The 26,865-nt window shown below is 67.1% G+C and carries 19 protein-coding genes; 11 read left to right on the forward strand and 8 right to left on the reverse strand.

The genetic code is table 11. The features are described 5' to 3' along the window. Positions 1–40: 40 nt before the first annotated feature. Complete coding sequence (locus FHR73_RS05605; protein WP_183629936.1) at positions 41–457, reverse strand: response regulator; 417 nt, start codon at positions 455–457, stop codon at positions 41–43. Between the two features lie 252 nt (positions 458–709). Here FHR73_RS05605 and FHR73_RS05610 point away from each other — a divergent pair, with 252 nt between their 5' ends. Next, complete coding sequence (locus FHR73_RS05610; RefSeq protein ID WP_007158427.1) at positions 710–904, forward strand: hypothetical protein; 195 nt, start codon at positions 710–712, stop codon at positions 902–904. Positions 905–977: 73 nt separating this feature from the next. Here FHR73_RS05610 and FHR73_RS05615 read toward each other — a convergent pair whose 3' ends face one another. After that, complete coding sequence (locus tag FHR73_RS05615) at positions 978–2,186, reverse strand: MFS transporter (RefSeq protein WP_183629937.1); 1,209 nt, start codon at positions 2,184–2,186, stop codon at positions 978–980. After that, entirely contained in the window at positions 2,183–3,391 is a 1,209-nt protein-coding gene (locus FHR73_RS05620; protein ID WP_183629938.1) for an MFS transporter, read from the reverse strand. The genes FHR73_RS05615 and FHR73_RS05620 overlap by 4 nt, the downstream gene beginning before the upstream one ends. Positions 3,392–3,455: 64 nt before the next feature. Here FHR73_RS05620 and FHR73_RS05625 point away from each other — a divergent pair, with 64 nt between their 5' ends. Continuing rightward, a complete protein-coding gene (locus FHR73_RS05625) occupies positions 3,456–3,938 on the forward strand; it encodes a DUF192 domain-containing protein (RefSeq protein WP_183629939.1) in 483 nt (160 codons plus the stop codon). A gap of 209 nt (positions 3,939–4,147) precedes the next feature. Here the strand turns inward: FHR73_RS05625 and FHR73_RS05630 are convergent, their stop codons facing one another. Next, positions 4,148–5,503 carry a substrate-binding domain-containing protein gene (locus FHR73_RS05630; protein WP_183629940.1) on the reverse strand — a complete coding sequence of 452 codons (1,356 nt, stop codon included), beginning with the start codon at positions 5,501–5,503 and terminating at the stop codon, positions 4,148–4,150. Between the two features lie 69 nt (positions 5,504–5,572). Then, a complete protein-coding gene (xthA, locus tag FHR73_RS05635; protein WP_183629941.1) occupies positions 5,573–6,385 on the reverse strand; it encodes an exodeoxyribonuclease III in 813 nt (270 codons plus the stop codon). Between the two features lie 121 nt (positions 6,386–6,506). Here xthA and FHR73_RS05640 point away from each other — a divergent pair, with 121 nt between their 5' ends. The 7 genes from FHR73_RS05640 to FHR73_RS05670 all read left to right on the forward strand — a co-directional run bounded on the left by FHR73_RS05640 (position 6,507) and on the right by FHR73_RS05670 (position 21,634). Beyond that, complete coding sequence (locus tag FHR73_RS05640) at positions 6,507–8,240, forward strand: autotransporter assembly complex family protein (RefSeq protein ID WP_183629942.1); 1,734 nt, start codon at positions 6,507–6,509, stop codon at positions 8,238–8,240. After that, positions 8,237–11,929, forward strand: coding sequence for a translocation/assembly module TamB domain-containing protein (locus FHR73_RS05645; RefSeq protein ID WP_183629943.1), 3,693 nt, complete (start codon positions 8,237–8,239; stop codon positions 11,927–11,929). The genes FHR73_RS05640 and FHR73_RS05645 overlap by 4 nt, the downstream gene beginning before the upstream one ends. Positions 11,930–12,008: 79 nt before the next feature. Continuing rightward, on the forward strand, positions 12,009–12,509 hold the full coding sequence (gene tpx / locus FHR73_RS05650; protein ID WP_183629944.1) for a thiol peroxidase: 501 nt from the start codon (positions 12,009–12,011) through the stop codon (positions 12,507–12,509). A 158-nt stretch (positions 12,510–12,667) separates the two neighbouring features. Next, entirely contained in the window at positions 12,668–13,903 is a 1,236-nt protein-coding gene (locus tag FHR73_RS05655; protein WP_183629945.1) for an MdtA/MuxA family multidrug efflux RND transporter periplasmic adaptor subunit, read from the forward strand. 9 nt (positions 13,904–13,912) lie between these two features. After that, a complete protein-coding gene (locus FHR73_RS05660) occupies positions 13,913–17,044 on the forward strand; it encodes a multidrug efflux RND transporter permease subunit (protein ID WP_183629946.1) in 3,132 nt (1,043 codons plus the stop codon). A 1-nt stretch (position 17,045) separates the two neighbouring features. Continuing rightward, positions 17,046–20,156, forward strand: coding sequence for an efflux RND transporter permease subunit (locus tag FHR73_RS05665; RefSeq protein WP_183629947.1), 3,111 nt, complete (start codon positions 17,046–17,048; stop codon positions 20,154–20,156). Beyond that, positions 20,153–21,634: an efflux transporter outer membrane subunit gene (locus FHR73_RS05670; RefSeq protein ID WP_183629948.1), complete on the forward strand. Its 1,482-nt coding sequence runs from the start codon at positions 20,153–20,155 to the stop codon at positions 21,632–21,634. The genes FHR73_RS05665 and FHR73_RS05670 overlap by 4 nt, the downstream gene beginning before the upstream one ends. A gap of 311 nt (positions 21,635–21,945) precedes the next feature. On the opposite strand, the gene FHR73_RS05675 is transcribed toward FHR73_RS05670, so the two are convergent. After that, entirely contained in the window at positions 21,946–22,257 is a 312-nt protein-coding gene (locus FHR73_RS05675; RefSeq protein ID WP_017640561.1) for an SCP2 sterol-binding domain-containing protein, read from the reverse strand. A gap of 259 nt (positions 22,258–22,516) precedes the next feature. Here FHR73_RS05675 and sohB point away from each other — a divergent pair, with 259 nt between their 5' ends. Beyond that, a complete protein-coding gene (gene sohB, locus FHR73_RS05680) occupies positions 22,517–23,542 on the forward strand; it encodes a protease SohB (protein WP_183629949.1) in 1,026 nt (341 codons plus the stop codon). Positions 23,543–23,591: 49 nt separating this feature from the next. Continuing rightward, positions 23,592–24,584, forward strand: a complete 993-nt coding sequence (locus FHR73_RS05685) for a YhdH/YhfP family quinone oxidoreductase (protein ID WP_183629950.1) — start codon at positions 23,592–23,594, stop codon at positions 24,582–24,584. A gap of 58 nt (positions 24,585–24,642) precedes the next feature. Here FHR73_RS05685 and FHR73_RS05690 read toward each other — a convergent pair whose 3' ends face one another. Both FHR73_RS05690 and FHR73_RS05695 read right to left on the reverse strand, forming a co-directional pair. Continuing rightward, positions 24,643–25,143 (reverse strand): DUF934 domain-containing protein, encoded by a 501-nt coding sequence (locus tag FHR73_RS05690; RefSeq protein ID WP_183629951.1) that lies wholly within the window; start codon positions 25,141–25,143, stop codon positions 24,643–24,645. Then, positions 25,127–26,785, reverse strand: a complete 1,659-nt coding sequence (locus FHR73_RS05695) for a nitrite/sulfite reductase (protein ID WP_183629952.1) — start codon at positions 26,783–26,785, stop codon at positions 25,127–25,129. The genes FHR73_RS05690 and FHR73_RS05695 overlap by 17 nt, the downstream gene beginning before the upstream one ends. Between the last annotated feature and the right edge of the window lie 80 nt (positions 26,786–26,865).

Genomic DNA, 26,865 nt, shown 5'->3' on the forward strand with positions numbered 1-26,865 from the left:
GTCGTTTGTACGGGGCAGGCGGCGGCCGGGTGTCGCTGGACTAGCGGGCGGCCGGGCCGGAAGAGCCGGGACGCGGCACCACGTTCCAGACCGCTTCGGTCAGTTGATCCAGCGTCCAGGGCTTGTGCAGGAAGGGTATCCCGGACGGAATGTCATTGCGCAGGCCGGCGTAGCCGGACATCAGCACGAAGGGCACCCCCGGCCAGCGTTCGCTGACGATCCTGGCCAGTTGGACGCCGTCGATCACGCCCGGCATCCGTACGTTGGACACCACCACATTGACCTGCTGCCAATGCAATTCGAGAAACTGCAGGGCGGCGTCGGCGGTGCCGAAGGTCTCCACATGGAAGCCCTCCTGCTTGAGGACCTCGCGGACCAGGGCCTGGAGCAGCAATTCGTCCTCGGCGACGACGGCGAGCAGATTCGAGGTGCTGGCGGAGCGGGTCGGCGTATCCATAGGCAGGCAGTCCAGGGTGGGAGGATCCCTGAAGTCTAGTCAGCCGCCGGCCAGATTGCTGGCCAATGGCCCGGATAAGCGCTGATCTTTGCCGGGATGGACCTTCACGTCCAGGCAGCGGATTCGCGCGAAGGCTCTGGCAAGGGGTAGACGCCGCTTGGCGGTCGGGCGACGTGCGGTAAGCGTCCGGATGAAACATCTGGCGCCGCCGACCTACTAATCTCTGAGACCGACCGGCACAGGAGCCACGGCATGATCCTTTCTCTTTCTCCCGCGCCCGACACCACCTCGCCGCTGGCCCTCTGGCTGGGTGGCGATCAGGCACCGCTCAACGACTCCGACATGGCCGACGAGGAAATCGATACCGAGATCCCCGACGAGGTGGTCGAGAATCTGACCGAACCCGCCAAGCCGCCGGCGCCGATTCCGGATCCCGGTCCGCTGTAGGCGCTGTGGAAGGCCGGCATTCACCTGCCGCTGGGCGATTCGGCAGCCGCCTGCCGCTGGCGCTGCCAGCCGGTCAGGCTGCCGTCTGGTCGGGACGCTCGCGCAGCGCGCGGCGATAGAGCAGGGCGCTGAGGCCCAGGCCGGCCAGGGCCATGAGGCCGGCGAACAGGAAGATGGCGCTGAAACCGAAGCCGTTGGCGATGGCCCCGGCCAGCGGACCGGTGATGCCCAGCGCTAGGTCCAGGCATAGCGAGTAGGCGCCCAGCGCGGCACTGCGATTGGTGGGCGGTACCTTGACGATGGCCTCCACCCCCAGGGCGGGATAGACCAGCGACAGCCCGAAGCCGGCCATGGCCGCGCCGATCAGTGCCATCTGCGGCGTGACCGCCAGCCAGAGCAGCAGCAGACCCAGGGTCTCGACGGTGAAACAGGCCAGGGCGACCCGAAAGCCGCCCAGTTTGTTAATGGTGCCGGCGAACAGCAGCCGCGCACAGATGAAGGCGGCACCGAAGGCGGTGAGGCAGAAGGCGGCGTTGGGCCAGCCATTGCTCGCATAGTAGAGCGTGACGAAGGTGGCGATGGCGCCGAAGCCGACGGAGCTTAGCAGCAGGCAGAGGCCAAAGGGGCTGATGCGCCAGAACACCTTGTGAAAGGGCAGGCGCTCACCGGGAATCACCGGTGCCGGTTCCTTGTTCCAGGCCAGCGCCAGGCCCAGCGCACCCAGCAGCGCGATGGCCACGCCCAGGCTCCACAGGCCCAGGCCTGCGACCATGGCCACACCCAGCGGTGCGCCGATTGCGAGAGCGCCGTAGGCAGCGATGCCGTTCCAGGAGATCACCTTGCTCACGTGCTGCATGCCGACGCTGCCCATGCCCCAGCTCAGGCAGCCGGTGCCTATCATGGCCTGGGACATGCCGAGGATGACCCGGCCGACGATCAGCAGGCCCAGGCTGAGGCCGGGCACGCTCTGCAGCGAGGTCGCCAGCAGGGTCAGTACACCGCAGGCGACGCAGCCGAACAGGCCGTAGATCACCCCGCGCTTGGCGCCGATGCTGTCGGCCAGCTTGCCGGCCAGGGGCCGGGTGAACAGGGTGGCGAGGTACTGGATGCTGATCGCCAGCCCCGCGATTACCGAGCCGTAGCCGAGATCGTCGTGAACGTAGCCCGGCAGGATCGCCAGCGGCAGGCCGATCGCCAGGAACAGCAGGAAGCTGAAGACGACGATCGAAACGATACGCAGCGTGACGGCGAGCGAGGTAGCGGGAGGGGCGGTCGTGGTCATGACTGTTCTCGAGAGGACTCGTCGAAACGGCAGAGGAGGCGAACGCTGAGGGCCAGGCCGGCGAGCGCGGCCAGGGCGGCGCAGAGAAAGCTGGCTGCATAGCCGAAATGGGTGGCCACGGCGCCGATCAGGGGGCCGGTGACCGCCAGCGAAAGGTCGATGAATACCGAGTAGCCGGCCAGGGCGGCGCCCCGGTTGGAGGATGGAACCCGCTGCACGGCTTCCACGGCCAGGGCCGGGAACACCAGCGAGAAACCGATCCCGGTGAGGGCGGCGCCGGCCAGGGCGGTGGTCACGCTGGGCGCCAGCCAGAGGATGGCCAGGCCCACGGCCTCCACCGCCAGGCTGACGATGGCGACGCGAAAGCCGCCATGGCGATTGATGGCGTTGGCACAGACCAAGCGCACCCCGATGAAGAAGGAACCGAACACGGTCAGGCACAGGGCCGCGCCGCTCCAGCCCTGACTGGCGTAATAGAGGGTGATGAAGGTCGCCAGGGTACCGAAGCCGATGCCGCCCAGCGCCAGGCCGAGGCCGAAGGGCAGGACCCGGCCCAGCACGGTGGTGAAGGGCAGGCGTTCGCCGCGGACCGGGACGATGGGCGGACGGGGCTTGGCGATGCGATAACCCACGGCAGCCAGACCGATGATGCTGACTCCCATGATCCACAGCCCCAGGGTATCTACCAGCACGACGCCCAGCGGCGCGCCTATGGCCAGGGCGCCGTAGCTGGCGACGCCGTTCCAGGAGATCACCTTGGCGGTGTTGGTCGGACCGACCCGGCCGATCGCCCAGGAGATGGCGCCGGTGCCCGAAAGGCTTTCGGCGCAACCCAGCACCAGCCGACCGAGCAGCAGGGCGGTGAGGCTGACCCAGGGCCAGGCCTGCAGGAGCACCGAGGCCAGCATCAGGACACCGCTGAGGCCGCAGCCGAGCATGCCGTAGAGCACCGACTGCTTGGCGCCCACGGTATCGATGATGCGTCCGGCATGGGAGCGCGAGAACAGCGTCGCCAGGTACTGACTGCTGATCACCAGGCCGGCGATGATGGAGTTGAAACCCAGCTGGTCATGCACGTAGCCCGGCAGCACGGCCAGGGGGATGCCGATGGTAAGGTAGGCGATAAAGGTGAAGAGCACCGTGCCCAGGGTAATGCGGGTGGCCAGAGCGGGTGAGGGTGCGGGCGGTAGGCTGGCGGTCGACATCGGACTCGAGAGGTTGTCTGACAATGTGGGATAGATTGCTTTCGTCCGGTAAAGGTCACATGCGATGACGTTTTTTGTCCATGCGCGCGAGGAAGCGAAGCGGGTGCCAGCTTGTGGTCGGGGCGGTTTCCTGCTGTTCGCCGCCCTGGTGGCCATGCCCGGCTGGGCGGCGGAGCGGCTCGAATTGCGGATCGCCGAGCAGCGCCTGGCCGTCGAGGTGGCGGCGACGCCTGCACAGCGGGCTCAGGGACTCATGGGCCGACCGCCACTGGGCGCCCGCGAAGGCATGCTGTTCGTTTTCGCCGGAGATGACGAACGCTGCCTGTGGATGCGCGACACCCCCAGCGCCCTGGCCGCCGCCTTCATCGATGCGAGCGGCAGGCTCCTCAATGCCGTCGAGATGCAGCCACTGACCGATACCCGCCATTGCTCGAGGGCCCCAGCGCGCTACGCGCTGGAAACCCAGGCCGGCTGGTTTTCGACGCATGGGATCAAAACGGGCGAACGTGTGCAGGGGCTGGAGAGGGTTGCGCCTGCCTCTCGCTAGCAGAAGGCTCAGTTATCAATTTTATTATTATATTTTCCTTTAAAATCATATGTATGCGTTATTTTATTGAACTGGATTAGAAATTACTTTTAAGAAGTTACTTTAGGTTTTTTTGCGCGTCGTCGGCAGCTGACCCTTGCGCCTGCAACGCACTGGCGTGCTTGTGTGCCTCGCACCTCTTCCCGCCACCGGCCTGGCGTCGCCGTTCGCTAGTGAATCCAGGCCTCGACACGGCGGTTCTTCACCCGGCCGTTGGGCGACAGTCCGGCGACCGGTAGCTGGTCGCCGAGGGAAAGCAGTTCGCTGGCGAAGGCTTGCTGGTGACGCAACGCCGTGGCCACCGCGGTGGCACGCAGGCGCGCCAGCAGGGCTGCGCGTGCCGGATCCTCAGTGGCATCGTTGAAGCCCACCAGGATCAGCTGCCGGTTGGCGTTCTCCGGCTGGCGCATGAAGGCGGCCAGCCGCTCGACATCACGCAGCGCCTTGTTGTCCAGGCGCGCGCTGCCGGCGGTGAAGCGGAAGTTGACCGTGAGGCGCTGCGACCTACGCGCCAGCTCGCTGTAGGCGGATGGCATGCCACGGGTGTCGCCTATGGTCAGAGGCTCGATGCGCTGGGCGACGAAGCCGCTTTGCTGCACCACCGCCTGACCCGCCGGAGTCTGGCTGAACTCCAGCAGGCTGCGCGCCCAGTCCGAGCGTTGGGCAGGCGGGCCATAGAGGAAGAGGCGGCGGGCGAGCGGATAGTCCTCGGTGGCGATGCTGGCCTCGCTGGGGGCGATGGCGCGGCCTTCGCCATCGCGCAGGGCCAGCTTTGGCGACGTGGCCGCCGCTGCCAGGCTGGTGAAGCCGATGCCGGCGGGATCCTCGGCTACCCGCTGCGCCAGTTCCTCGTTGGACTCGAAGCGCCTGGCGGCGGCGCCCAGGCGTTTGCCGGCAGGATTCAGGACCAGCTCGCGAAAGGTATCGTAGGTGCCCGAGCGATCATCCCGCGCATAGAGCCGGATCGGGCCGGGCGTGCCGCCCAGTTGCTGCCAGTCGCTGAGGTCACCGGAGAAGATCTGCGCCAGCTGCTGCAGATCGAGCTCCCGTAGCGGATTGCCGGGATGCACGATGATCGCCAGGCCGTCCAGGCCGATGACGTACTCCGCCTCCTTGCTGCGTAGGTCACCCAGGCCGGCCAGGGTGCTCACCTCGCTGTCGGTGATGGGGCGCGACGCCGCGGCGATATCGGTGGTACCCGCGGCCAGGGCGGTAAAGCCGGTACTGGAACCATGGGCCGCGATCTGCACGGCCACGCTAGTGCCGTTCGGGGCGCGCGCCACCAGGTGCCACTCGTCCATCACCGCGGTGGGTACCACCTGGGGCTCGCGGTAGCCGCGCTCGCCGAGCAGGGCCGCCACCAGGCGCGGACCGAGGCGGGCATTGATGGTGTTGGAGCCCTGCAGGCGCAGGAGGGTGGTCGTTGATTCGCTGGCCAGCAGGGGTGAAGGCAGCAGCGGAAGCAAGGTCGCGAGCACCGCTCGCCGCAGCAGGGCGCGGCGGAATACCGGGGCGGAGCAATTCATGGGTCGGCCTCGAGCCTAAGGCGAGGCCGACACCTTAGGGATGCCGCATGACGTCGGTGTGACAGGACCTCACGTCAATTCCAGCCAGATCGGCGCGTGGTCGGAGGGTTTCTCCATGCCGCGGATCTCGTAGTCCACCCCGGCGGAGACGATGCGCTCCTGCAGGCTTCGCGAAGCCAGGATGGTGTCGATGCGCAGGCCGCGCTTGGGTTCGTCTTCGAAACCGCGACTGCGATAGGGGAACCAGCTGAAGCGGTCGTCGACTTCCGGGTGCAGCTGGCGATAGCTGTCGACCAGGCCCCAGCCCAGCAGCCGCTGCATCCACTCGCGTTCTTCCGGCTGGAAGCTGCAGGCGCCGGTACGCAGCCAGCGCTTGGCATTGGCGGCGCCGATGCCGATGTCGCGATCCTGGGCCGAAATATTGAAGTCGCCCATGAGCAGCAAGGGCGTGTCCGGCGAGAAACGTTCTTCAAGTAGATTCTGAAGATCCGCGTAGAACTTCCTCTTGCCAGGGAATTTAGTTGGATGGGCGATGTTCTCGCCCTGAGGGAAATAGCCGTTCATCACTACCAGCGGCTGACCCTGGCGGTCCGCGAAGACACCATAGATGAATCTCTTCTGGGATTCCTCACCGTCGCCCGGAAAGCCCTTGTGCAGCTCCAGCGGCGCCAGGCGGGACAGCAGGGCCACGCCGTAGTGACCCTTCTGACCGTGATAGTGCACGTGATAGCCCAGGGCCTCGACCTCTGCCAGGGGAAACTGGTCATCCGAGACCTTGGTTTCCTGGAGGCCGATCACATCCGGATCATAGCGTTCGATGATGGCAGAAAGTTGATGAGGTCTTGCACGCAAGCCGTTGATATTGAAGCAGACTACCTTCATGACGCCCTCCCAAAACGTGGATGGCCCTAGCCTAGCAGAAAGCCTGTTGCCGAAGCGGCGACCTGGCGAACCCTGGTCACTCCCGTTTGTCTCACAGCGCAACGCCCGTTAGCATCCCTGTATGAATAAGCCGAACGCTCTACGCCGCGCCCTGATTGGAATTTGTTGTCTGCACGGCGCGGCCTGGGCGGCACCGGCCGAAGTCAGCGTTCGCGTCCAGCCCGCCAATAACGCCTTGCGAGACAACATCCAGGCCTATATCGGCTCGGTCGAGGGGCGGGATGTCGCCGGGTTGCAGCGCCTGCGTCCGGCCACGGAACGGCAGGCCGAACAGGCGGCCCAGGCGCTCGGCTACTACCACGCGCAGATCGAGAGCCGCGTCGAGCTGGGCGAAACGCCACGGCTGGTCGTCGAGGTACGGCCGGGCGAGCCGGTCAGGCTGCGCAACGTGGATATCCGTATCGAAGGCCCGGCGCGCGAGTTGCGCGCCTTTCGCCAGCCGATTCCGGCCGGACTCAAGGCTGGCCAGCCGCTGAACCAGGGCCTCTACGAAGACGCCAAGAGCCTGATCCAGAATCAGGCGCAGCGTTATGGCTTCTTTCGCGGCACCTTCACCCAGCATCAGTTGCGCATTGATCCAGCCACCGGCTTTGCCGATATCGCCCTGGTGTTCGACAGCGGGCCACGCTTCGTTCTTGGCAAGGTTTCGTTCGAAGGGGATGCGCCCTTCGATCCCGATCTGCTTCAGCGCATGGTGCCCTTCGCCCAGGGCACGCCCTACGATTCCGAGCTGATCGCCGATTTCCAGAGCAACCTGCTGGCCAGCGGCTTCTTCGACGGCGCGCGACTCGACACCTATCCCAAGCAGGAAGGCGCGGCCGAGGTGCCGGTAACGGTCACCTTGCGGACCCGCAAGCCGCGCACCTTCGGCTTTGGCCCCGGCTATTCCACCGATGTCGGCCCACGGCTGAGATTCACCTGGGAAAACCACTGGCTCAATCCCCAGGGCCACAGCCTGGGCGCGGAAGCGGAGTTGTCGGCGCCCCGCCAGAGCATCGCCACCTGGTACGACATTCCCGGACAGGACCCGATCAACGACAAGTTCCGCTTCGCCGGCGGCTACCAGTACGAGCAGATCGCCAACGACGACTCCCTCAGCCAGTTGCTGACCGTGGGCCCCGAGTGGCATCGCAAGTTTCCCAACGGCTGGGAGCGGGTGCTCTCGCTCAAGTGGCGCAACGAAAGCTATCGCCTGGGCAATGACGAGGGCACGTCCAACCTGGTCATGCCGGGGGTCGATTTCTCCCTGCTGCGCAGCGACAACCGCATCGACCCCAATCGCGGCTACCGTCTGCAATTCGGCGTCTCGGCGGCGAAGGAAGGACTGCTCTCGGACGCCAACATGATCCATGCCACGGCGCTGGCCCGCGGGCTGATCACCGTGGGCGATGGGCACCGCTTCCTCGGACGCCTGCAACTGGGCGGCAACTTCACCAATGGCTACAACAAGGTGCCGCCGTCACTGCGCTTCTTCGCCGGCGGCGACCAGAGCGTTCGCGGCTACGACTACCAGACCCTGTCGCCGGAAAACGATGAAGGCGACTACGTGGGGGGCCGCTACCTGGTCGCCGGCGGCGTCGAGTACCAGTATCCCCTGCGGGACAAATGGCGCCTGGCCACCTTCATCGATCAGGGCAGCGCCTTCAACGACCTTAACAACTACGAACTCAAGACCAGCGTCGGCGTCGGCGTGCGCTGGGTCTCGCCGGTCGGGCCGATCCGCGTCGACCTGGCCCATGGTCTCGACGAACCCGGCGGCATCCGCCTGCACTTTTCCATAGGACCTGAGCTGTGAAGTCGGTAGGCGGTGTCATCCTTGGCGTACTGGCCGCCCTGCTGGGCGCCCTGATCCTGTTGCTGGCCCTGGTATTGGGCAACGGCAGCGTCAGCCGTCTGCTGCTGGAACGGGTCCCGGGTCTGACCCTGGTCGATTTTCAGGGGCGCCTGGGTGGCCATTGGCAGGCCCGGCAGCTGGTCTGGGACGGCGGTGCCACCCGGGTCACGGTCGAGGCGCCCGAATTCGCCTGGCGACCCGGCTGCCTGCTCAGGCTGCAGCTGTGCCTCGATACCCTGGTCGCCTCCCGTGTCGCCATCGAGCAGGCGCCCAGTCCGGAGCCTGCGCCCGAGCGGAGCGGACCCATCCAGTTGCCCAGCCTCGGCTTGCCGTTGGGGGTGCAGCTAGGTGAGGTACGGATCGGCGAGATCCTTTACAACGGCGCCGAGCAGGCCCGCGACCTGGAACTCCAGGCCCGCTGGCAGGCCGATGGCATCGCCATCGAGCGCCTGGCCGGCATGGCCCACGGCATCACTCTGGATACTCACGGCCGGTTGCAGCCCAGCGGCGCCTGGCCGCTGCAGTTGCAGGGCACCCTCGGCCTGCCCGCGCCGGAGGCTGCGCCCTGGTCGCTGGCGCTCAAGCTGGACGGCGAATTGCAGAAGACCTTGCAGCTGGAGGCCGACAGCAGCGGCTATCTGCCCGGCCGCCTGACCGGCACGGTGCAGCCACTGGTGGAAAACGTCCCGGCCGATCTGCAACTGGTGGCCGATGGCTTCAAGGCGGCCGCCAGCCTGCCCGAGACCCTGCGGCTGAACGACCTCAAACTGACCGCACGGGGCGATCTGGCCGCGGGCTACGCCCTGGTCGGCCAGGCACGGTTGCCGGGCGAGGGCGGTCCGGTGGCGCTGAATCTGGATGGCCGGGTCGATGCCCAGGGCGCGCAGATCGCGGCGCTGCGCTTGCAGGCCGCGCCCGACCAGCGCGTGGCGCTGGCCGGACAGGTCGACTGGCACCAGGGGCTGGCGGCCGATGCCACCCTGAATTGGCAGGATTTCCCCTGGCGGCGGCTCTATCCCATGGCGGAGCCCCCGGTGAGCCTGCAGCGCCTGCAAGGCGAGGTGGCCTACCGGGACGGCGCCTACCTGGGCAATCTCAAGGCCGCCGCCACCGGTCCGGCCGGCGCCTTCACCCTGGCCACCCCCTTCAGTGGCGATACCACCCAGCTCAACCTGCCGTCGCTGGATCTCCAGGCCGGTCAGGGGCGGGCGCAGGGCAAGGTCAACCTGGGCTTCGCCGAGGGCGTGAGCTGGCAGGTGGCCCTGGATCTGAGTCGCCTGGATCCGGCCTTCTGGGTCGCCCAATTGCCCGGCAGCCTGGCCGGTCCGCTGCGCAGTTCCGGTGCCTTCAAGGATGGCCGCCTGCAGCTGGACGCCGATCTGGATCTCAAGGGCCGACTGCGCAACCAGCCGGCCGTGCTGACGGCCAAGGCCAAGGGCGCCGACGAGCAATGGCAGGTCTCGCAGCTGGACATCCGCCTGGGTGACAACCGCATCCAGGGGCAAGGCGCCCTCGACCAGCGGCTGCAAGGCCAGCTGCAACTGGACCTGCGCCGCCTCGGCCAACTCTGGCCCGATCTGTCCGGCAGTGCCCAGGGCCGCCTGGATCTGGCCGGCACCCTCAAGGCGCCGGCTGGCCAGCTGCGCCTCGACGGGCGCCAACTCGCCTATGCCGATAACCGCATGGCCAGCCTGACCCTGGCGGCGACGCTGGATGATCGCCAACGCGGCGATCTGGACCTGACCGCCCAGGGGCTGCAGGCGGCCGGGCGCGACTTCGGCGTCCTGCGCCTGCAGGGGCAGGGCGATCGTCGCCAGCAGCAGGCCGAGCTGTCGCTCAAGGGCGCGCCGCTCAACCTGGCGCTCGCGGCCGGCGGTACCCTGGCCGACAACGGCGACTGGAAGGGCCAGCTCGCGCGCGGCTCGGTCGCCGCCAGCGGCCAGAACTGGACCCTGCAGAGCCCGGCGCGCATCGAACGCCTGGCCAACGGGCGCCTGGAGCTGGGCCGGCACTGCTGGCGGTCCGGCGCGGCCAGCCTCTGTGGCGACGATCAGCAACTGCTGCCCGACACCCGTTTAGCCTGGCACCTGCGCGCCTTCCCGCTCGCCAGTCTGCAACCGCTGCTGCCGCCGGAACTGGCCTGGCAGGGAACGCTGGATGGCGACGTCGACCTGCGCCTGCCCAAGGCCGGACCCGAGGGCGAGATCCGGCTCCAGGCCGGGCGGGGCAGCGTCAAACTGCGCGACGCGGCGGGGCAGTGGCAGACCTTCAGCTACGACAGTCTGGACGTCACCAGCGCCCTGAAGCCGCAGCAGGTCGACACCCAGGTCCGCCTGACCAGTGCCGATCTCGGCCGGCTCGACGTCCAGGCCCGGCTGGATCCCCGCGATCCGAGCCAGGCGCTGGCCGGTCGTTTCCAGTTGCAGGGCCTGAATCTGGCCCTGGGCAAGGCCTTCGTCGAAGGCATCGAACACCTCGAGGGCAAGATCAACGGCGCGGGCGAGCTGGGAGGGACCCTGCTGCAACCGCGGGTCAATGGCCAGATCCAGCTCAGTGGTGGCGACATCGGCGGCGGCAGCGTGCCGACGCGCCTGCAGGATCTCGGCCTGACCGCTCGCATCCAGGGCGATAGCGCCGTTCTCGACGGCGGCTGGCGCAGCGGGACCCAGGGGCGTGGCCAGATCCAGGGCAGCGTCGGCTGGGCCAATGGCCTGGACGTCAACGTGGCGGTCACCGGCGACAAGCTGCCGGTCAACGTCGAACCCTATGCCCAGCTGGAAGTGGCGCCCAATCTCAAGATCCTGATGAAGGACGGCCGTCTGGCCCTGGCCGGCGAGGTCCGGGTGCCGCGCGGGCGCATCCAGGTCCAGCAGCTGCCGCCGTCCACGGTCAAGGTGTCGGACGATGCCGTCATCGTCGGCCAGGAAGCGCCCGCCAGGCAGCAGCCCATGCAGATCGCCATGGACGTCGACGTGCTGGTCGGTTCCGACAAGCTCACCTTCGATGCCTTCGGGCTGTCCGCCGAGATCGTCGGCAAGGTGCACATCGGCGACAACCTCGACACCCGCGGCGAGCTGAATCTGCGCAACGGCCGCTACAACGCCTATGGCCAGCGCCTAACCATGAGACGCGCCCGGCTGTTCTTCCAGGGCCCCATCGCCCAGCCCTATATCGACGTCGAAGCCGTGCGGGTGGTGCAGGAGCAGAACGTCACCGCGGGCCTGCGGCTCTCGGGTTTCGCCCAGCAGCCGCGCATCGAGGTGTTCTCCGAGCCGAGCATGAGCCAGGAGCAGGCGCTGGCCTACCTGGTGCTGGGTCGTCCGCTGTCCAGCGGCAGCGAAGGGGACAACAACGTGCTCGGCCAGGCGGCCCTGGCCCTGGGCCTGGCCGGCAGTTCCGGTACCGCCGGCGCCCTGGCGCAGCGGTTGGGCATCCAGAACTTCCAGCTGGATACGGCGGGTTCGGGAGACAAGACCAGCGTGGTGGCCTCGGGTAACCTCACCGACCGATTGTCGGTGCGCTATGGGGTCGGAGTGTTCGCTTCGGCGAACACCGTGGCCCTGCGCTACCAGCTCACCCGCCGGCTCTATCTCGAGATCGCCAGCGGTCTGGCCAACTCCCTGGATTTCTTCTATCGCCGCGATTTTTGAAGTGGGTACGCGTAACGCTTTGATCGCCTGCGGAAAACGTGTTTACTCCCTGTCCCGTCTCATGAGAAAGGAGCCGTTCATGGCAACCGTCAATTTGCGTGGCAACCCGGTCGAGGTGCAGGGCAACCTGCCGCAACCTGGTCAGCAGGCCCCGGCGTTCAGCCTGGTCAATGGCGATCTGCAGGACATCACCCTGGCCAGCCTCGCCGGCAAGCGCAAGGTGCTCAACATCTTCCCCAGCGTCGATACCCCGACCTGCGCGGCCTCGGTACGCAAGTTCAACACCGAAGTCGACAAGCTGGATAACACCCTGGTGCTGTGCATCTCCGCCGACCTGCCGTTCGCCCAGAAGCGCTTCTGCGGCGCCGAGGGCCTGGAGAAGGTCGTGAACCTGTCCACCCTGCGCGGTGCCGAATTCCTGCGGGACTATGGCGTCGCCCTCGCCAGCGGTCCGTTGCAGGGCCTGGCCGCCCGCGCCGTGGTGGTGCTGGACGAGCAGGACAAGGTGCTGCACAGCGAGCTGGTTCCGGAGATTGGCCAGGAGCCGGATTACGCGGCTGCACTCGCCGTTCTCGGCTGATCGCCGGCCATCCACCGCCCAGAGCGGTGGGCGCTTCGAGACGGGCAGGCGCCTCTTGTGCCTGCCCGTTTTGCTTTAGGTAAAAACGCGGTAAAGGGGCTGGTTAGCCGTCTCGCTACTGCTTATCTTCCGCATTTCCCAGCGTGTACGTATTCTCGATGTCCGACTCTTCGCCTCGCTCTTCCTCCCGTCGCCGACTGGTCTGGCTGCTCGTCCTCGTGGCGCTGGTGGCCGCGGGTGGCTGGTATTGGTATCACCAGCACGCACAGAAGAACGAGGTCGCCGCCGGCAAGGGCCCGCGTTCGCCCTTCGGCATGACCGGCCCCACGCCGGTACGGGTGGTGGCGGTGGAGCAGCGCAGCTTTCCCATCGTGCGCAAGTCCATCGGTACGGTGACGGCGCTCAATACCGTGAACGTGCGCACCCGGGTCGCCGGCGAACTGGTGCGGGTGGCCTTCGAGGAAGGCCAGAAGGTCAAGGCCGGCGAGTTGCTGGCGACCATAGATCCACGTCCCTACGAGGTGGCCCTGCAACAGGCCGAAGGCACCCTGCAGCAGAACCAGGCGCAGCTGCGCAATGCCGAGCTGGACCTCAAGCGCTACCAGGGCCTGTTCCGTGAAGACAGCATCGCCCGGCAGACGCTGGATACCCAGGAAGCCCTGGTCAACCAGTACCGCGGCACGCTCAAGAACAGCCAGGCGGCGGTGGCCGATGCCAAGCTGAATCTGGCCTTCACCCAGATCAAGGCGCCCATCGCCGGTCGCGTCGGCCTGCGCCAGCTGGACGGCGGCAACCTGCTGTCCGCCAACGACAGCACCGTGGTGGCCGTCATCACCCAGACCCAGCCGATCTCGGTGGTCTTCACCCTGCCGGAAAGCCAGCTCGGCGAACTGCTCAAGCGCGCCCGCGCCGGCCAGACCCTGCCGGTCGAAGCCTGGGATCGCGGGGGTTCGCGCAAGGTCGCCGACGGCACCCTGCAGAGCTTCGACAACCAGATCGACACGGCCACCGGCACCCTCAAGTTCCGCGCGCGCTTCGCCAATGGCGACGAGGCGCTGTTCCCCAACCAGTTCGTGACCGTGCGCGTGCGCGAACAGGTGCTGGAGCAGGCCCTGGTGGTGCCTTCGGCCTCCATCCAGTTCGGCTCCAATGGCATCTTCGCCTACGTGGTCGGTGCCGACAACAAGATCCAGGTGCGCAGCCTCAAGCTGGGGCCGGATGACGGCAGCCTGACCGTGGTCACCGAGGGCCTGGCCGCCGGTGACCGGGTGGTGACCGAAGGCACCGATCGCCTGCGCGAGGGCAACGAGGTGGAGGTGGTCACCGGCGCCTCGGCGGCGCCCAGCGAACCGGCCAAGCCGGCGGTACGCAAGCCCGGCAAGACCCAGGGCTGACCGGCCGCGATGGATATCTCGCGCCCCTTCATCCTGCGCCCGGTCGCCACCACCCTGTTGATGGTGGCACTGCTCATCGCCGGTCTGCTGGCCTATCGCCTGCTGCCGGTCGCGGCCCTGCCGCAGGTGGACTATCCCACCATCCGCGTGCTCACCCTCTATCCGGGCGCCAGCCCCGATGTCATGACCAGTGCCGTCACCGCGCCCCTGGAGCGTCAGTTCGGGCAGATGCCGGGCCTGTCGCAGATGGCCTCCACCAGCTCCGGCGGCGCCTCGGTCATCACCCTCAGATTCAACCTGGAGCTGGACCTGTCGGTCGCCGAACAGGAGGTCCAGGCGGCGATCAATGCGGCCAACAACCTCCTGCCCAACGACCTGCCGGCGCCGCCGGTGTACAACAAGGTCAATCCGGCGGATACGCCCATCGTCACCCTGGCGATCAGTTCCAGGACGCTGCCGCTGCCCACGCTCTACGACCTGGTCGATACCCGCATGGCGCAGAAGCTGGCCCAGGTGAGCGGGGTAGGGATGGTCAGCCTGGCCGGCGGCCAGCGTCCGGCCGTGCGCATCCAGGTCGATCCGGACAAGCTCGCCGCCCACAACCTGACCCTGGCCGACGTGCGCAGCCTGGTCACCAGCGAGAACACCAACCAGCCCAAGGGCAGCTTTGACGGCCCCACCCGGGTCGCCACCCTGGATGCCAACGACCAGTTGCGCGATCCCAAGGCCTACGGCGACCTGATCCTCAACTACGCCGACAACGGCGCCCTGCGCCTGGGTGATGTCGCCACCATCGCCCAGGGCGCGGAAAACGACCGCCTGGCCGCCTGGGCCAATCGCAGCGGCGCCATCCTGGTCAATGTCCAGCGCCAGCCCGGCGCCAACGTCATCCAGACCGTCGACCGCATCCAGGCGCTCTTGCTTAGCCTCAAGGAAAGCCTGCCGGCCGGTCTCGACATCGCCGTGCTCAGCGACCGCACCGAGACCATCCGCGCCGCGGTCACCGACGTCCAGCACGAGATGCTGCTGGCGGTGGGGCTGGTGGTGATGGTCACCTTCGTCTTCCTGCGCCGCTTCAGCGCCACCCTGATTCCCTCGGTCACGGTGCCGCTGTCGCTGATCGGCACCTTTGGCGCCATGTACCTGGCCGGCTTCTCGCTGAACAACCTGTCGCTGATGGCCCTGACCATCGCCACCGGGTTCGTCGTCGACGATGCCATCGTCATGCTGGAAAACATCTCCCGGCATCTGGAAGAGGGCGCCACGCCCATGGAAGCGGCGCTCAAGGGCGCCCGCCAGATCGGCTTCACCCTGGTGTCCCTGACCGTCTCGCTGATCGCGGTGCTCATCCCGCTGCTGTTCATGCAGGACGTGGTCGGCCGGCTGTTCCGCGAATTCGCCATCACCCTGGCGGTGGCCATCCTCATCTCCCTGGTGATCTCGCTGACGCTCACGCCGATGATGTGCGCCCGGCTGCTCAAGCGCGAACAGGCCGGCGAGCACCGGCTGGTCTGGCTGGAACGGCTGATCGCCGGCTACGGCCGCGCGCTGCGCTGGTCGCTGGCCCACCGGGCGCTGATGCTGCTGCTGGCGGTGGCGACCTTCGTGCTCACCGCCGTGCTCTACCTGCTGGTGCCCAAGGGCTTCTTTCCGGCCCAGGACACCGGCTCCATCCAGGGCATCACCGAGGCGCCCCAGTCGATCTCCTTCCGCGGCATGAGCGAGCGCCAGCAGGCGCTGGCCGAGGTGGTGCTGCAGGACCCGGCGGTGGCCAGTCTGTCCTCCTATATCGGCGTCGACGGCGACAACGTCACCCTCAACAGCGGGCGCATGCAGATCAACCTCAAGCCGCAGGGCGAGCGCGACGTCACCGCCCAGGAGGTCATCGACCGGCTGCGGCCCGAGGTCGCCAAGGTGGTGGGCATCACCCTCTATATGCAGCCGGTGCAGGACCTCAGCGTCGAGGACCGGGTCAGCCGGACCCAGTACCAGCTGAGCCTGGACTCGCCCGATGCCAGCCTGCTCGACACCTGGGTGCCACGCCTGATCGAGGCGTTGCACGAGCGCCCGGAACTCACCGATGTCACCAGCGACCTGCAGAACAAGGGGCTGCAGCTGTACCTGACCATCGACCGCGACGCCGCGGCGCGCCTCGGCGTGCAGGTCTCGGCCATCACCGACGCCCTCTACGACGCCCTCGGCCAGCGGCAGATCTCGACCATCTACACCCAGGCCAACCAATACCGGGTGGTGCTGGCCAGCGCCGCCGCCGACAGCCTGGGGCCGGACGCCCTCAGCCAGGTCTGGGTGAAGGCGGGCAGCGGTACCTCGTCCAGCGGCAGCAGCGGCACCGGTACGGCCAGCACCACCGAGACCACCACGGACACCGGTCGCGCCCCGGTGCGGCTGTCCAGCCTGGTGAAGATGGAGCAGCGGCCGACGCGCCTGGTGATCAACCACCTCAGCCAGTTCCCCGCGGTGACCCTGTCGTTCAACCTCGCCAGCGGCGTTTCCCTCGGCGCCGCCGTGGCGGCCATCGACGCGGCCAAGCAGGAGATCGGCCTGCCGGTGGGCATCAACACCCGCTACCAGGGCGCGGCGGCGGCCTTCCAGGCCTCGCTGTCCAGTACCCTGCTGCTGATCCTGGCGGCGGTGGTGGTGATGTACATCGTCTTGGGGGTGCTCTACGAGAGCTTCATCCATCCGCTGACCATCCTCTCGACACTGCCCTCGGCGGCCATCGGCGCGCTGCTGGCGCTGTTGCTCACCGGCAACGACCTCGGCCTGATCGCGGTGATCGGCATCATCCTGCTGATCGGCATCGTCAAGAAGAACGCCATCATGATGATCGACTTCGCCCTCGATGCCGAACGCCACCAGGGACTGAGGCCGGAGGAGGCCATCTACCAGGCGGCGCTGCTGAGATTCCGGCCGATCCTCATGACCACCCTGGCGGCGCTGTTCGGCGCGGTGCCGTTGATGCTGGCTACCGGGGCCGGCGCCGAGTTGCGCCAGCCGCTAGGTCTGGTGATGGTCGGCGGCCTGCTGGTCAGCCAGGTGCTGACACTGTTCACCACCCCGGTGATCTACCTGGCCTTCGACAGCCTGGGCGAGCGTCTGCGCCGGCGCAGGACGGCCTGAGGTGAATCTCTCGGCGCCCTTCATCGCCCGGCCGGTCGCGACCCTGCTGCTGAGCCTGGCGTTGCTGCTGCTCGGCGCCATCGCCTTCCGGTTGTTGCCGGTGGCGCCCCTGCCGCAGATGGACTTTCCGACCATCACGGTCTCGGCGACCCTGTCCGGCGCCAGTCCTCAGGTGATGGCCTCCAGCGTCGCCACGCCGCTGGAGCGTTCCCTGGGCACCATCGCCGGCATCAGCTCCATGACCAGCCGCAGCAGCCAGGGCTCGACGCAGATCATCATCCAGTTCGATCTGGACAAGGACGTCAATACCGCTGCCCGCGAGGTGCAGGCGGCCATCAATGCCTCGCGCAACCTGCTGCCCAGCGGCATGCGTCAGATGCCGCGCTATCGCAAGGTCAATCCGTCCCAGGCACCCATCATGGTGTTCTCGCTGACCTCCAAGACCCTGAGCAAGGGCGAGCTCTACGACCTGGCGTCCACGGTGCTGGCCCAGAGCCTGTCCCAGGTCAACGGCGTGGGCGAGGTGCAGATCGGCGGCAGCTCCCTGCCGGCGGTGCGCGTCGAGCTGGAACCGCGCCAGCTGGAGCATTACGGGCTGGCGCTGGACGATGTCCGCACCGCCATCAACAGCGCCAACCAGCGCCGCCCCAAGGGCGCGGTGGCCAACGACGAGCACAACTGGCAGATCCAGGCCAACGACCAGCTGTTCAAGGCCGCTGACTACGCCCCGCTGATCATCCGCTACCAGGAGGGCGCGACGCTGCGCCTGCGCGATGTCGCCAAGGTCAGCGACGCGGTGGAAGACCGCTACAACGCCGGCTTCTACAACGACCAGAGCGCCGTGCTGCTGGTGGTCAATCGCCAGGCCAACGCCAACATCATCGAGACCATCGCCGCGCTCAAGGCGCGCCTGCCGGCGCTGGAAGCCATCGTCCCGGCCAGCGCGCGCCTGGAAGTGGCCATGGACAGATCCGGGGTGATCAAGGCGACCCTGCACGAAGCCGAGCTGACCCTGATCATCGCCGTCTTCCTGGTGATCGGCGTGGTCTGGCTGTTCCTTGGTCGGCTGCGCAGCGCGGTCATCCCGGCCCTGGCGGTGCCCATCTCCCTGGTGGGTACCTTCGCCGTCATGTACCTCCTCGGCTTCTCGCTCAACACCCTGTCGCTGATGGCCCTGATCCTGGCCGCCGGGCTGGTGGTGGACGATGCCATCGTGGTGCTGGAGAACATCGCCCGCCACATCGACAACGGCATGGCGCCGCTCAAGGCGGCCTACCAGGGCACCCGCGAGGTGGGCTTCACCCTGCTGTCGATGAACGTGTCCCTGGTGGCGGTCTTCGTCGCCATCCTCTTCATCGGCGGCATCGTCGAGAAGTTGTTCCGCGAATTCTCCCTGACCCTGGCGGCGGCCATCCTGGTGTCGCTGGTGGTGTCCCTGACGCTGACGCCCATGCTCTGCGCGCGCTGGCTCAGGCCCCACGATCCCGCCACCGAAAGTCGTCTGCAGCGCTTCAGCGAGCGGGCCCATCGCCGCCTGGTGGCGGGTTACGACCGCAGCCTCGGCTGGGCCCTGCGTCATCGGCGCCTGACCCTACTGAGTCTGATCGCGACCATAGCGCTCAACGTGGCGCTCTACGTGGTGGTGCCCAAGACCTTCATGCCGCAGCAGGACACCGGCCAGCTGATCGGTTTCATCCGCGGCGACAACGCCCTGTCGTTCCAGGTGATGCAGCCGAAGATCGAGATCCTGCGCAAATCGTTGCTGGCCGATCCGGCGGTGGCCAGTGCCTCCGGCTTCGTCGGCAGTTCCGGCTCCGGCAGCGGGGTGAACAACGCGGTGATGCTGATTCGCCTCAAGCCCATCGCCGAGCGCCAGCTGGATGCCCAGAAGGTCATCGAGCGCATCCGTGCCAATGCGCCCAAGGTGCCGGGCGCCCAGCTGTTCCTCATGGCCGACCAGGACCTGAGATTCGGTGGTCGCCAGCAGAGCACCTCGTCCTATGAGTACAACCTACTCTCGGGCGACGTCGGGCTGCTGGAAACCTGGCAGCCCAAGGTGCTGGCCGCGCTCAAGGCGCTGCCGGAGCTGACCGCGGTGGATGGCCGCGAAGGCAGCACCCAGCAGATCACCCTGCAGATCGACCGCGAGAAGGCCAAGCGCCTCGGCGTGAACATGGAGACCGTGGCCGCGGTGCTCAACAACTCCTTCGCCCAGCGGCAGATCTCGACCATCTACGAGCCGCTCAACCAGTACAAGGTGGTGATGGAGATCAATCCGCGCTATGCCCAGGATCCGACCGTCCTCGAACAGGTGCGGGTCATCACCGACAGCGGCGCCCAGGTGCCGCTGTCGGCCTTCGCCTACTACACCAACAGCCTCGCCGAGGACCGCGTCACCCACGATGGCCAGTTCGCCTCGGAAAGCATCAACTTCGACCTGGCGCCGGATGTCAGCCTGGAACAGGCGACCCGGGCGGTGCAGCGCGCGGTGGCGGCCATCGGCCTGCCCAGCGATGTCCAGGGGCGCCTGGGCGGTTCGGCCAACATCTTCGCCAGCACGGTGTCCGGGCAGCCGCTGATGATCCTGGGCGCCCTGGTGCTGGTCTACATCGTGCTCGGCGTGCTCTACGAGAGCTACGTGCACCCCCTTACCATCCTCTCAACGCTGCCGTCGGCCGGGGTAGGGGCCTTGCTCGCCATCCAGCTCACCGGCGGCCAGTTCAGCCTGATCTCCATGCTCGGGCTGTTCCTGCTGATCGGGGTGGTGAAGAAGAACGCCATCATGATGGTGGACCTGGCGCTGCAACTGGAACGCCAGCAGGGCCTGACGCCCGAGGAGGGCATCCGCCAGGCCTGCCTGCTGCGCCTGAGGCCCATTCTCATGACCACCATGGCCGCCATCCTCGGTGCCGTGCCGCTGCTGATCGGCGATACCGAAGGCGCCGAGATGCGCCAACCGCTGGGCCTGGTGATCGTCGGCGGCCTGGTGCTGAGCCAGATCCTCACGCTCTACACCACCCCGGTGGTCTATCTCTATTTCGAACGCCTGCGCCGCCGCGTCAATCGCTGGCGCGGCATCCGTACCGACGCTGCCCTGGATACGCCGCTATGACCCCAACCCTGCGCCTGCCGACGCTGACCCTGGCTCTGCTGCTGGCCGGCTGTACCCTGGGCCCGGACTACCAGCGGCCGACCACCGCGGTGCCGGTCGCCTATCGCCATGCCGAAGGCTGGCAGGCGGCAGCGCCCAGGGACCTGGAGATCCGTGGCGACTGGTGGCGGCGCTATGACGATCCGACCCTCGACCGCCTGATGGTCCAGCTCAACCAGCGCAACCAGAGCCTGGCCCAGGCCGAGGCCAGCTATCGGCAATCCCTGGCCCTGGTCAGCCAGGCGCGGGCGTCGCTGTTCCCGACCCTGTCCAGCAGCCTGGGCGCCACCCGCTCCGGGCGCGGGGGTGGTTCGGGCAGCAACACCGTCATCCGCAACTCCAATGGCACCAGCAGCACCTTCAGCAGCGGTGGCACAGGCACCATCAGCAACGCCTACGACGCCAGCCTGGGGGTGAGCTGGGAGCTGGATCTCTGGGGTCGCGTGAGGCGCCAGGTGGAGGCGGATCGGGCTTCCGCCCAGGCCAGCGCCGCGGAGCTCGCGGCCACCCGCCTGAGCTTGCAGACGCAACTGGCGACCAACTACCTGCAGTTGCGGGTGCTGGACGCCCAGCAGCGCCTGCTCGACGCCACCGTGGCCGCCTACGAGCGTTCCCTGCGCCTGACCCAGAACCAGTACCGCGCCGGCATCGTCACCCCGGCGGATGTGGCCCAGGCGACCACCCAGCTGAAGAGCACCCAGGCCGACGCCATCGACCTCACGTATCAGCGTGCCCAACTGGAAAACGCCATCGCGGTCCTGGTCGGCGAAGTCCCGGCCAACTTCCAGTTGGCCGCGGTCAAGGCCATTCCCGAGTTGCCGCCGCTGCCGAGCGCCGTGCCCTCGACGCTGCTGGAGCGGCGTCCGGACATCGCCCAGGCCGAGCGCCAGGTCATGGCCGCCAATGCCGCCATCGGCGTCGCCGAAGCGGCCTACTATCCCGACCTGACCCTGAGTGCCAGCGGCGGCTACAGCGCCAGCCAGTGGGGCAACCTGATCAGCACGCCGAATCGCTTCTGGTCGATCGGGCCGTCCTTTGCCCTGTCGCTGTTCGATGGCGGCCTGAGACGCGCCCAGGTGGAGTCCGCGGAGGCCAGCTACGACGCCAGCGTCGCCGGTTATCGCCAGACCGTGCTCGATGGCTTCCGCGAGGTGGAAGACTATCTGGTGCAGTTGAGCACCTACAGCGACGAAGCCGGCGTGCGCCAGGAAGCGCTGGATGCCGCGCGCCGTGCCCTGCAACTGGCCGAGAACCAGTACCAGGCCGGGCTGATCGGCTATCTCGACGTGGTCACCCTGCAGACCACCGCCCTGAGCAACGAGCGCACCAACCTGACCCTGCTGGGCAGCCGCCTCAGTGCCAGCGTCCAGCTGATCGCCGCACTTGGCGGTGGCTGGGATGGCGATCTTACTCCCGCCGCAGCGCCTCGCCGTCCCTGAACCAGGGCAGGAAAAGCCGCACACGTTCTGGATCTTTGGGACTGGGGGCGTGCCTACGGTCGAGGCACGCCGGCCGATCACGGGCGTGCCGGAGCGAATGGAGCTGAACGCCTGCGCGAATAGCCCCCTCTCCCTACGGGAGAGCGATGGGGTGAAGGGCCTTTGCCGCGAAGTCTGCAGTGGAAAAGGCTGCGCCGTTTTCCACGCTACGATACTGGGATGGCAACATCACACCGTTCGCGCCGCTGCGGCAGACCTAATTCCAGGCACAAAAAAGCCGGGCGATGGCCCGGCTTTTTCACGACTGGCGCTCAGTTGGGGAAGAGTTCGCCCAGCTTCATGCTCAGCATCATGTTGCCTTCGACGCGCAGCTTGCCGGACATGAAGGCCTGCATGCCGTCGGTTTCGCCGCTGACGATGCCGGCCAGGGTGTCCTGGTCCATGATCAGGGTGCAATCCGGATCGGCCGCATCGCCCTGCTGGACGTCGCAGGTGCCGTCCTTGACGACCACGTAGTAGTTGTCACCGCCCTCGACGTCGAATTGATAGGTGAGGTCCAGGCCGGCCGCGGCGGAGGGGTCGAACTTGCTCTTCAGGGTGGCGATGGCTTCGGCTGCGCTCATGGCGGGGGTCCTTGTGGTCTTTTTCGATGAGGCCCACTCCAGGCGGAGGGGCAGGGCACTCGACCGAGGGTAGGGGGCGACAGGAGGCCTGTCAACGGATATTCATACGCTTGTTTGAAAGCCCTGGGCAGGCGCACGACCTAATCGCTGCGAATGGCCAGCCCGTGCAGGAAGACCGCCTGGGAGTCGCCGAGTTTCTATCGGTCGGGCGACTCGGTATGCTGGGCAGGGCACTGCTGCCGCCATCCTAGGAGAGTCCGTGGAGTTTCTTGCCGACTATGCCAGTTTCCTGGCCAAAACCGTCACCGTGGTGGTCGCCATCATCGCCGTGCTGCTGTTCACCGCTGCCGTGCGCGGCCGCAACCGGCGCAGTTCCGCCGGCCAGTTGCAGGTGCAGAAGCTCAATGACTTCTATCGCGATCTGCGGCTGAGGTTGCAGCAGAGCGTGCTGGGCAAGGAGGCCTTCAAGGCCCTGCGCAAGCGCGAGACCAAGGCCGAGAAGACCAAGCGCAAGAGCGAGACCGGCAAGTCGCGGGTCTATGTGCTCGACTTCCATGGCGACATCAAGGCCACGGCCAACGAGCACCTGCGCAACGAGATCACCGCGGTGCTGACCCTGGCGACGCCCAAGGACGAGGTGGTGGTGCGGCTGGAAAGCGGCGGCGGCCTGGTGCACAGCTATGGCCTGGCCGCTTCGCAGCTGGCGCGCATCCGCCAGGCCGGGATCCCCCTGACCATCTGTGTCGACAAGGTGGCGGCGAGCGGCGGCTACATGATGGCCTGCATCGGCGACCGCATCCTCTGCGCGCCCTTCGCTATCCTCGGCTCCATCGGCGTGGTCGCCCAGCTGCCCAATGTCCACCGCCTGCTGAAGAAGCATGACGTGGACTTTGAGGTCTTCACCGCCGGCCAGTACAAGCGCACCGTCACGGTGTTCGGCGAGAACGACGAGAAGGGCAAGGAAAAATTCCAGCACGATCTGGATACCACCCATGTGCTGTTCAAGAATTTCGTCGCCCACTACCGGCCGCAGCTCAATATCGACGAGGTCGCCACGGGCGAGGTCTGGCTCGGCCAGGCCGCGCTGGGCAAGCAGCTGGTGGACGAGCTGCGCACCAGCGACGAATACCTGGCCGAACGGGCCCAGGTGGTCGAGGTCTTTTCGCTGCGCTTCGTCGAGAAGAAGTCGCTGCCCGAACGCCTGGGCATGGCCGCCAGCGTCGGTGTCGATCGGCTGGTGAGCACCTGGTGGGAGCGCCTCGCCGAGTCGACCCGCTGGCGCTGAGGTCCAAGGGACTGGCGGCCGATAACAAGACTCCAACGGAGGTTCTGCGATGAGCAATTTTCAGGCGCTCTGGGTGACCGAAGGGGCCCATGGTGCGTTCCGGCAGGAGGTGGTGACGCGCACCCTGGACGACCTGCCCGCGGGTGAGGTGCTGATCCGGGTGCGCTACTCCTCGCTCAACTACAAGGACGCGCTCTCGGCCATCGGCAACCGTGGCGTGACCCGGCGCTATCCCCATACGCCAGGCATCGACGCAGCCGGGGTGGTGGAGCAGTCCAGCGCGGGCGAATTCGCCGTGGGCGACGAGGTCCTCGTCACCGGCTATGACCTGGGCATGAACACCCCCGGTGGCTTCGGCCAGTACATCCGGGTGCCGGCCGCCTGGGTGATCCGCCGGCCGGACAATCTCGGCCTGCGCGAGGCCATGGTGCTGGGCACCGCCGGTCTCACCGCGGCGCTGTGCGTCGAAAAGCTGGAGCAGATGGGTCTGACCCCGGAGGCCGGCACCGTGCTGGTCACCGGCGCCAGTGGCGGCGTGGGCAGTCTGGCGGTCAAGCTGCTGGCGCGGCTCGGCTATCACGTGGCGGCGTCCACCGCCAAGCTGGAGCGCGCGGAGTGGCTGCATCGCCTGGGCGCCCGGCAGATCCTCGACCGTGCGACTCTGGCCGATGGCGTCGGCAAGCCGCTGCTGGATCAGCAGTGGGCCGGGGCGGTGGATACCGTCGGGGGCGACATCCTCTTCAACGTCATCAAGTCGCTGGAATACGGTGGCAGCGTGGCCTGCTGCGGCATGACGGCGGGCACCACCTTCGAAGCCGGGGTCTTTCCCTTCATCCTGCGCGGGGTGAATCTGCTGGGCGTGGATTCCGTCGAGTTGCCGCTGATGGCCAAGGCCGCGCTCTGGGACAAGCTCTCGGTGCAGTGGAAGCTGGACGACCTGGACAGCCTGACCCGCGAGGTCGGCCTTGGTGAACTGCCCGATACCATCAGCCAGATCCTGGCGGGCAAGATGGTGGGGCGCGTGGTGGTCGATCTTGGTTGAATGACGGCCAGGCAAAAAGAAACCCGCCGCGGCGGGTTTTCTTTTGCGTCCGCGGCGGTCAGGCCTGGCGACGACGGAACAGCGGCTCCGCCTGGTCGACCGCGCCCTGATAGGTCACGCTGAAGTCGCGCAGACCGGCCAGGGCCGCTTCCGGATCGCGGTCGGCGCGGACCACGTAGGCGTCGAAGCCGCAGCGCTTGAGGAAGAACAGCTGATCCTGCAGTACATCGCCGATGGCGCGCAGTTCGCCGGTCCAGCCGAAGCGCTCGCGCAGCAGCCGGGCATAGGAGTAGCCGCGACCGTCGACGAAGGCCGGGAAGTTGATGGCGATCAGGGCGAAATGCTCAAGGTCGCCGGCAATGCTCTCCGGCTCTTCGTCGCTGTCCAGCCAGATGCCCAGCTTGCCGTCGCGGCAGGTGAGGGCATGGCCGTGTTCCAGCCACAGGGCGGCCGGGATGATCACGTCGTCGCTGTTGGGGACGTCTGCCAAGGCGACGTCCTTGGGCAGCAGGTGCCAGTTGTCGGTGACCAGCTGGTCGCCCTTAATGATTCTTTGCATAGACGCGCTCCTTGAAGGGGTCGATACCGATACGGCGGTAGGTGTCGATGAAGCGCTCGTCTTCGGTGCGTTGCTCGACGTAGACGTTGATCAGCTTGCCGATCACCTCGGGCATCTGGTCCTGGGCGAAGGAGGGGCCGAGGATCTTGGCCAGGGTGGCGTCACGGCCGGCGTCGCCGCCCAGGGAGACCTGGTAGAACTCCTCGCCCTTCTTGTCCACGCCGAGGATGCCGATGTGGCCGACGTGGTGATGGCCGCAGGCGTTCATGCAACCGGAGATGTTGAGGTCCAGTTCGCCGATGTCGAACAGGTAGTCCAGGTCGTCGAAGCGGCGCTGGATGGCTTCGGCGATGGGGATCGACTTGGCGTTGGCCAGGGAGCAGAAATCACCGCCCGGGCAGCAGATCATGTCGGTCAGCAGGCCGATGTTGGGCGTGGCGAAGCCGTGCTCGCGCAGCGCGTGCCACAGCTCCAGCAACTGGTCCTGGCGGACGTCGGCGAAGATGACGTTCTGCTGGTGCGAGGTGCGCAGCTCGCCGAAGCTGTAGCGATCGGCGAGGTCGGCCATGGCGTCCAGCTGGCGATCGGTGACGTCGCCGGGGGCCACGCCGGTGGGCTTGAGCGACAGGGTCACGGCGACGTAGCCCGGACGCTTGTGGCGGAAGGTGTTGCGCTGGCGCCAGCGGGCGAACCCAGGCTGCTCGGCGTCCAGGCGGGCGAGGGCCTCGTCCTGGTCCTGCAACTCGACATAGGCCGGATCGACGAAGAAGGCGGAGACCCGCGCCACTTCGGCGTCGGTCAGGGTGATGGGGCCGTCCTTGAGGTGAGCCCACTCGGCCTCGACCTTTTCGGCGAAGGCGTCGGCACCCAGGGCCTTGACCAGGATCTTGATGCGCGCCTTGAACTTGTTGTCGCGGCGCCCGTAGCGGTTGTAGACCCGCAGGGTGGCTTCCAGATAGCTGAGCAGGTGCTGCCAGGGCAGGAATTCACAGATGAATTCACCGGTGTGGGGGGTACGGCCCTGGCCGCCGCCGACCAGCACGCGGAAGCCCAGTTCGCCGGCCTCGTTGCGCACCGCTTCCAGGCCGATGTCGTGCACCTCGATGGCGGCGCGATCCAGGGCGGCGCCGTTGACGGCGATCTTGAACTTGCGCGGCAGGAAGGCGAATTCGGGGTGGAAGGTCGACCACTGGCGGATGATCTCGCACCAGGGGCGCGGATCGATCAGCTCGTCATGGGCGACACCGGCGAACTGGTCGGTGGTGGTGTTGCGGATGCAGTTGCCGCTGGTCTGGATGGCGTGCATCTGCACGGTGGCCAGCTCGGCGAGGATCTCGGGGACGTCTTCCAGCTCCGGCCAGTTGAACTGGAAGTTCTGCCGGGTGCTGATGTGGGCGTAGCCCTTGTCGTAGTCACGGGCGATCTGCGCCAGCTTGCGCACCTGGGTGGTGTTCAGCAGGCCATAGGGCACGGCGACCCGCAGCATGGGCGCATAGCGCTGGATGTAGAGACCGTTCTGCAGGCGCAGCGGGCGGTATTCTTCGCCACCCAGCTCTCCGGCCAGGAAGCGGCGGGTCTGGTCGCGAAACTGGGCGACACGCTCTTCGACGATCCGCTGATCGTACTGATCGTAAACGTACATGGTCATCCTGCTGTCAGGCGGCGCGCACGGCTGCGCGTGATCGAAGTCTTGGGCACCCGGAGGGCGCTCTGGCGACTTTT

The sequence above is a fragment of the Pseudomonas sp. AS2.8 genome, assembly GCF_014190935.1.
GTDB lineage: Bacteria > Pseudomonadota > Gammaproteobacteria > Pseudomonadales > Pseudomonadaceae > Chryseomonas.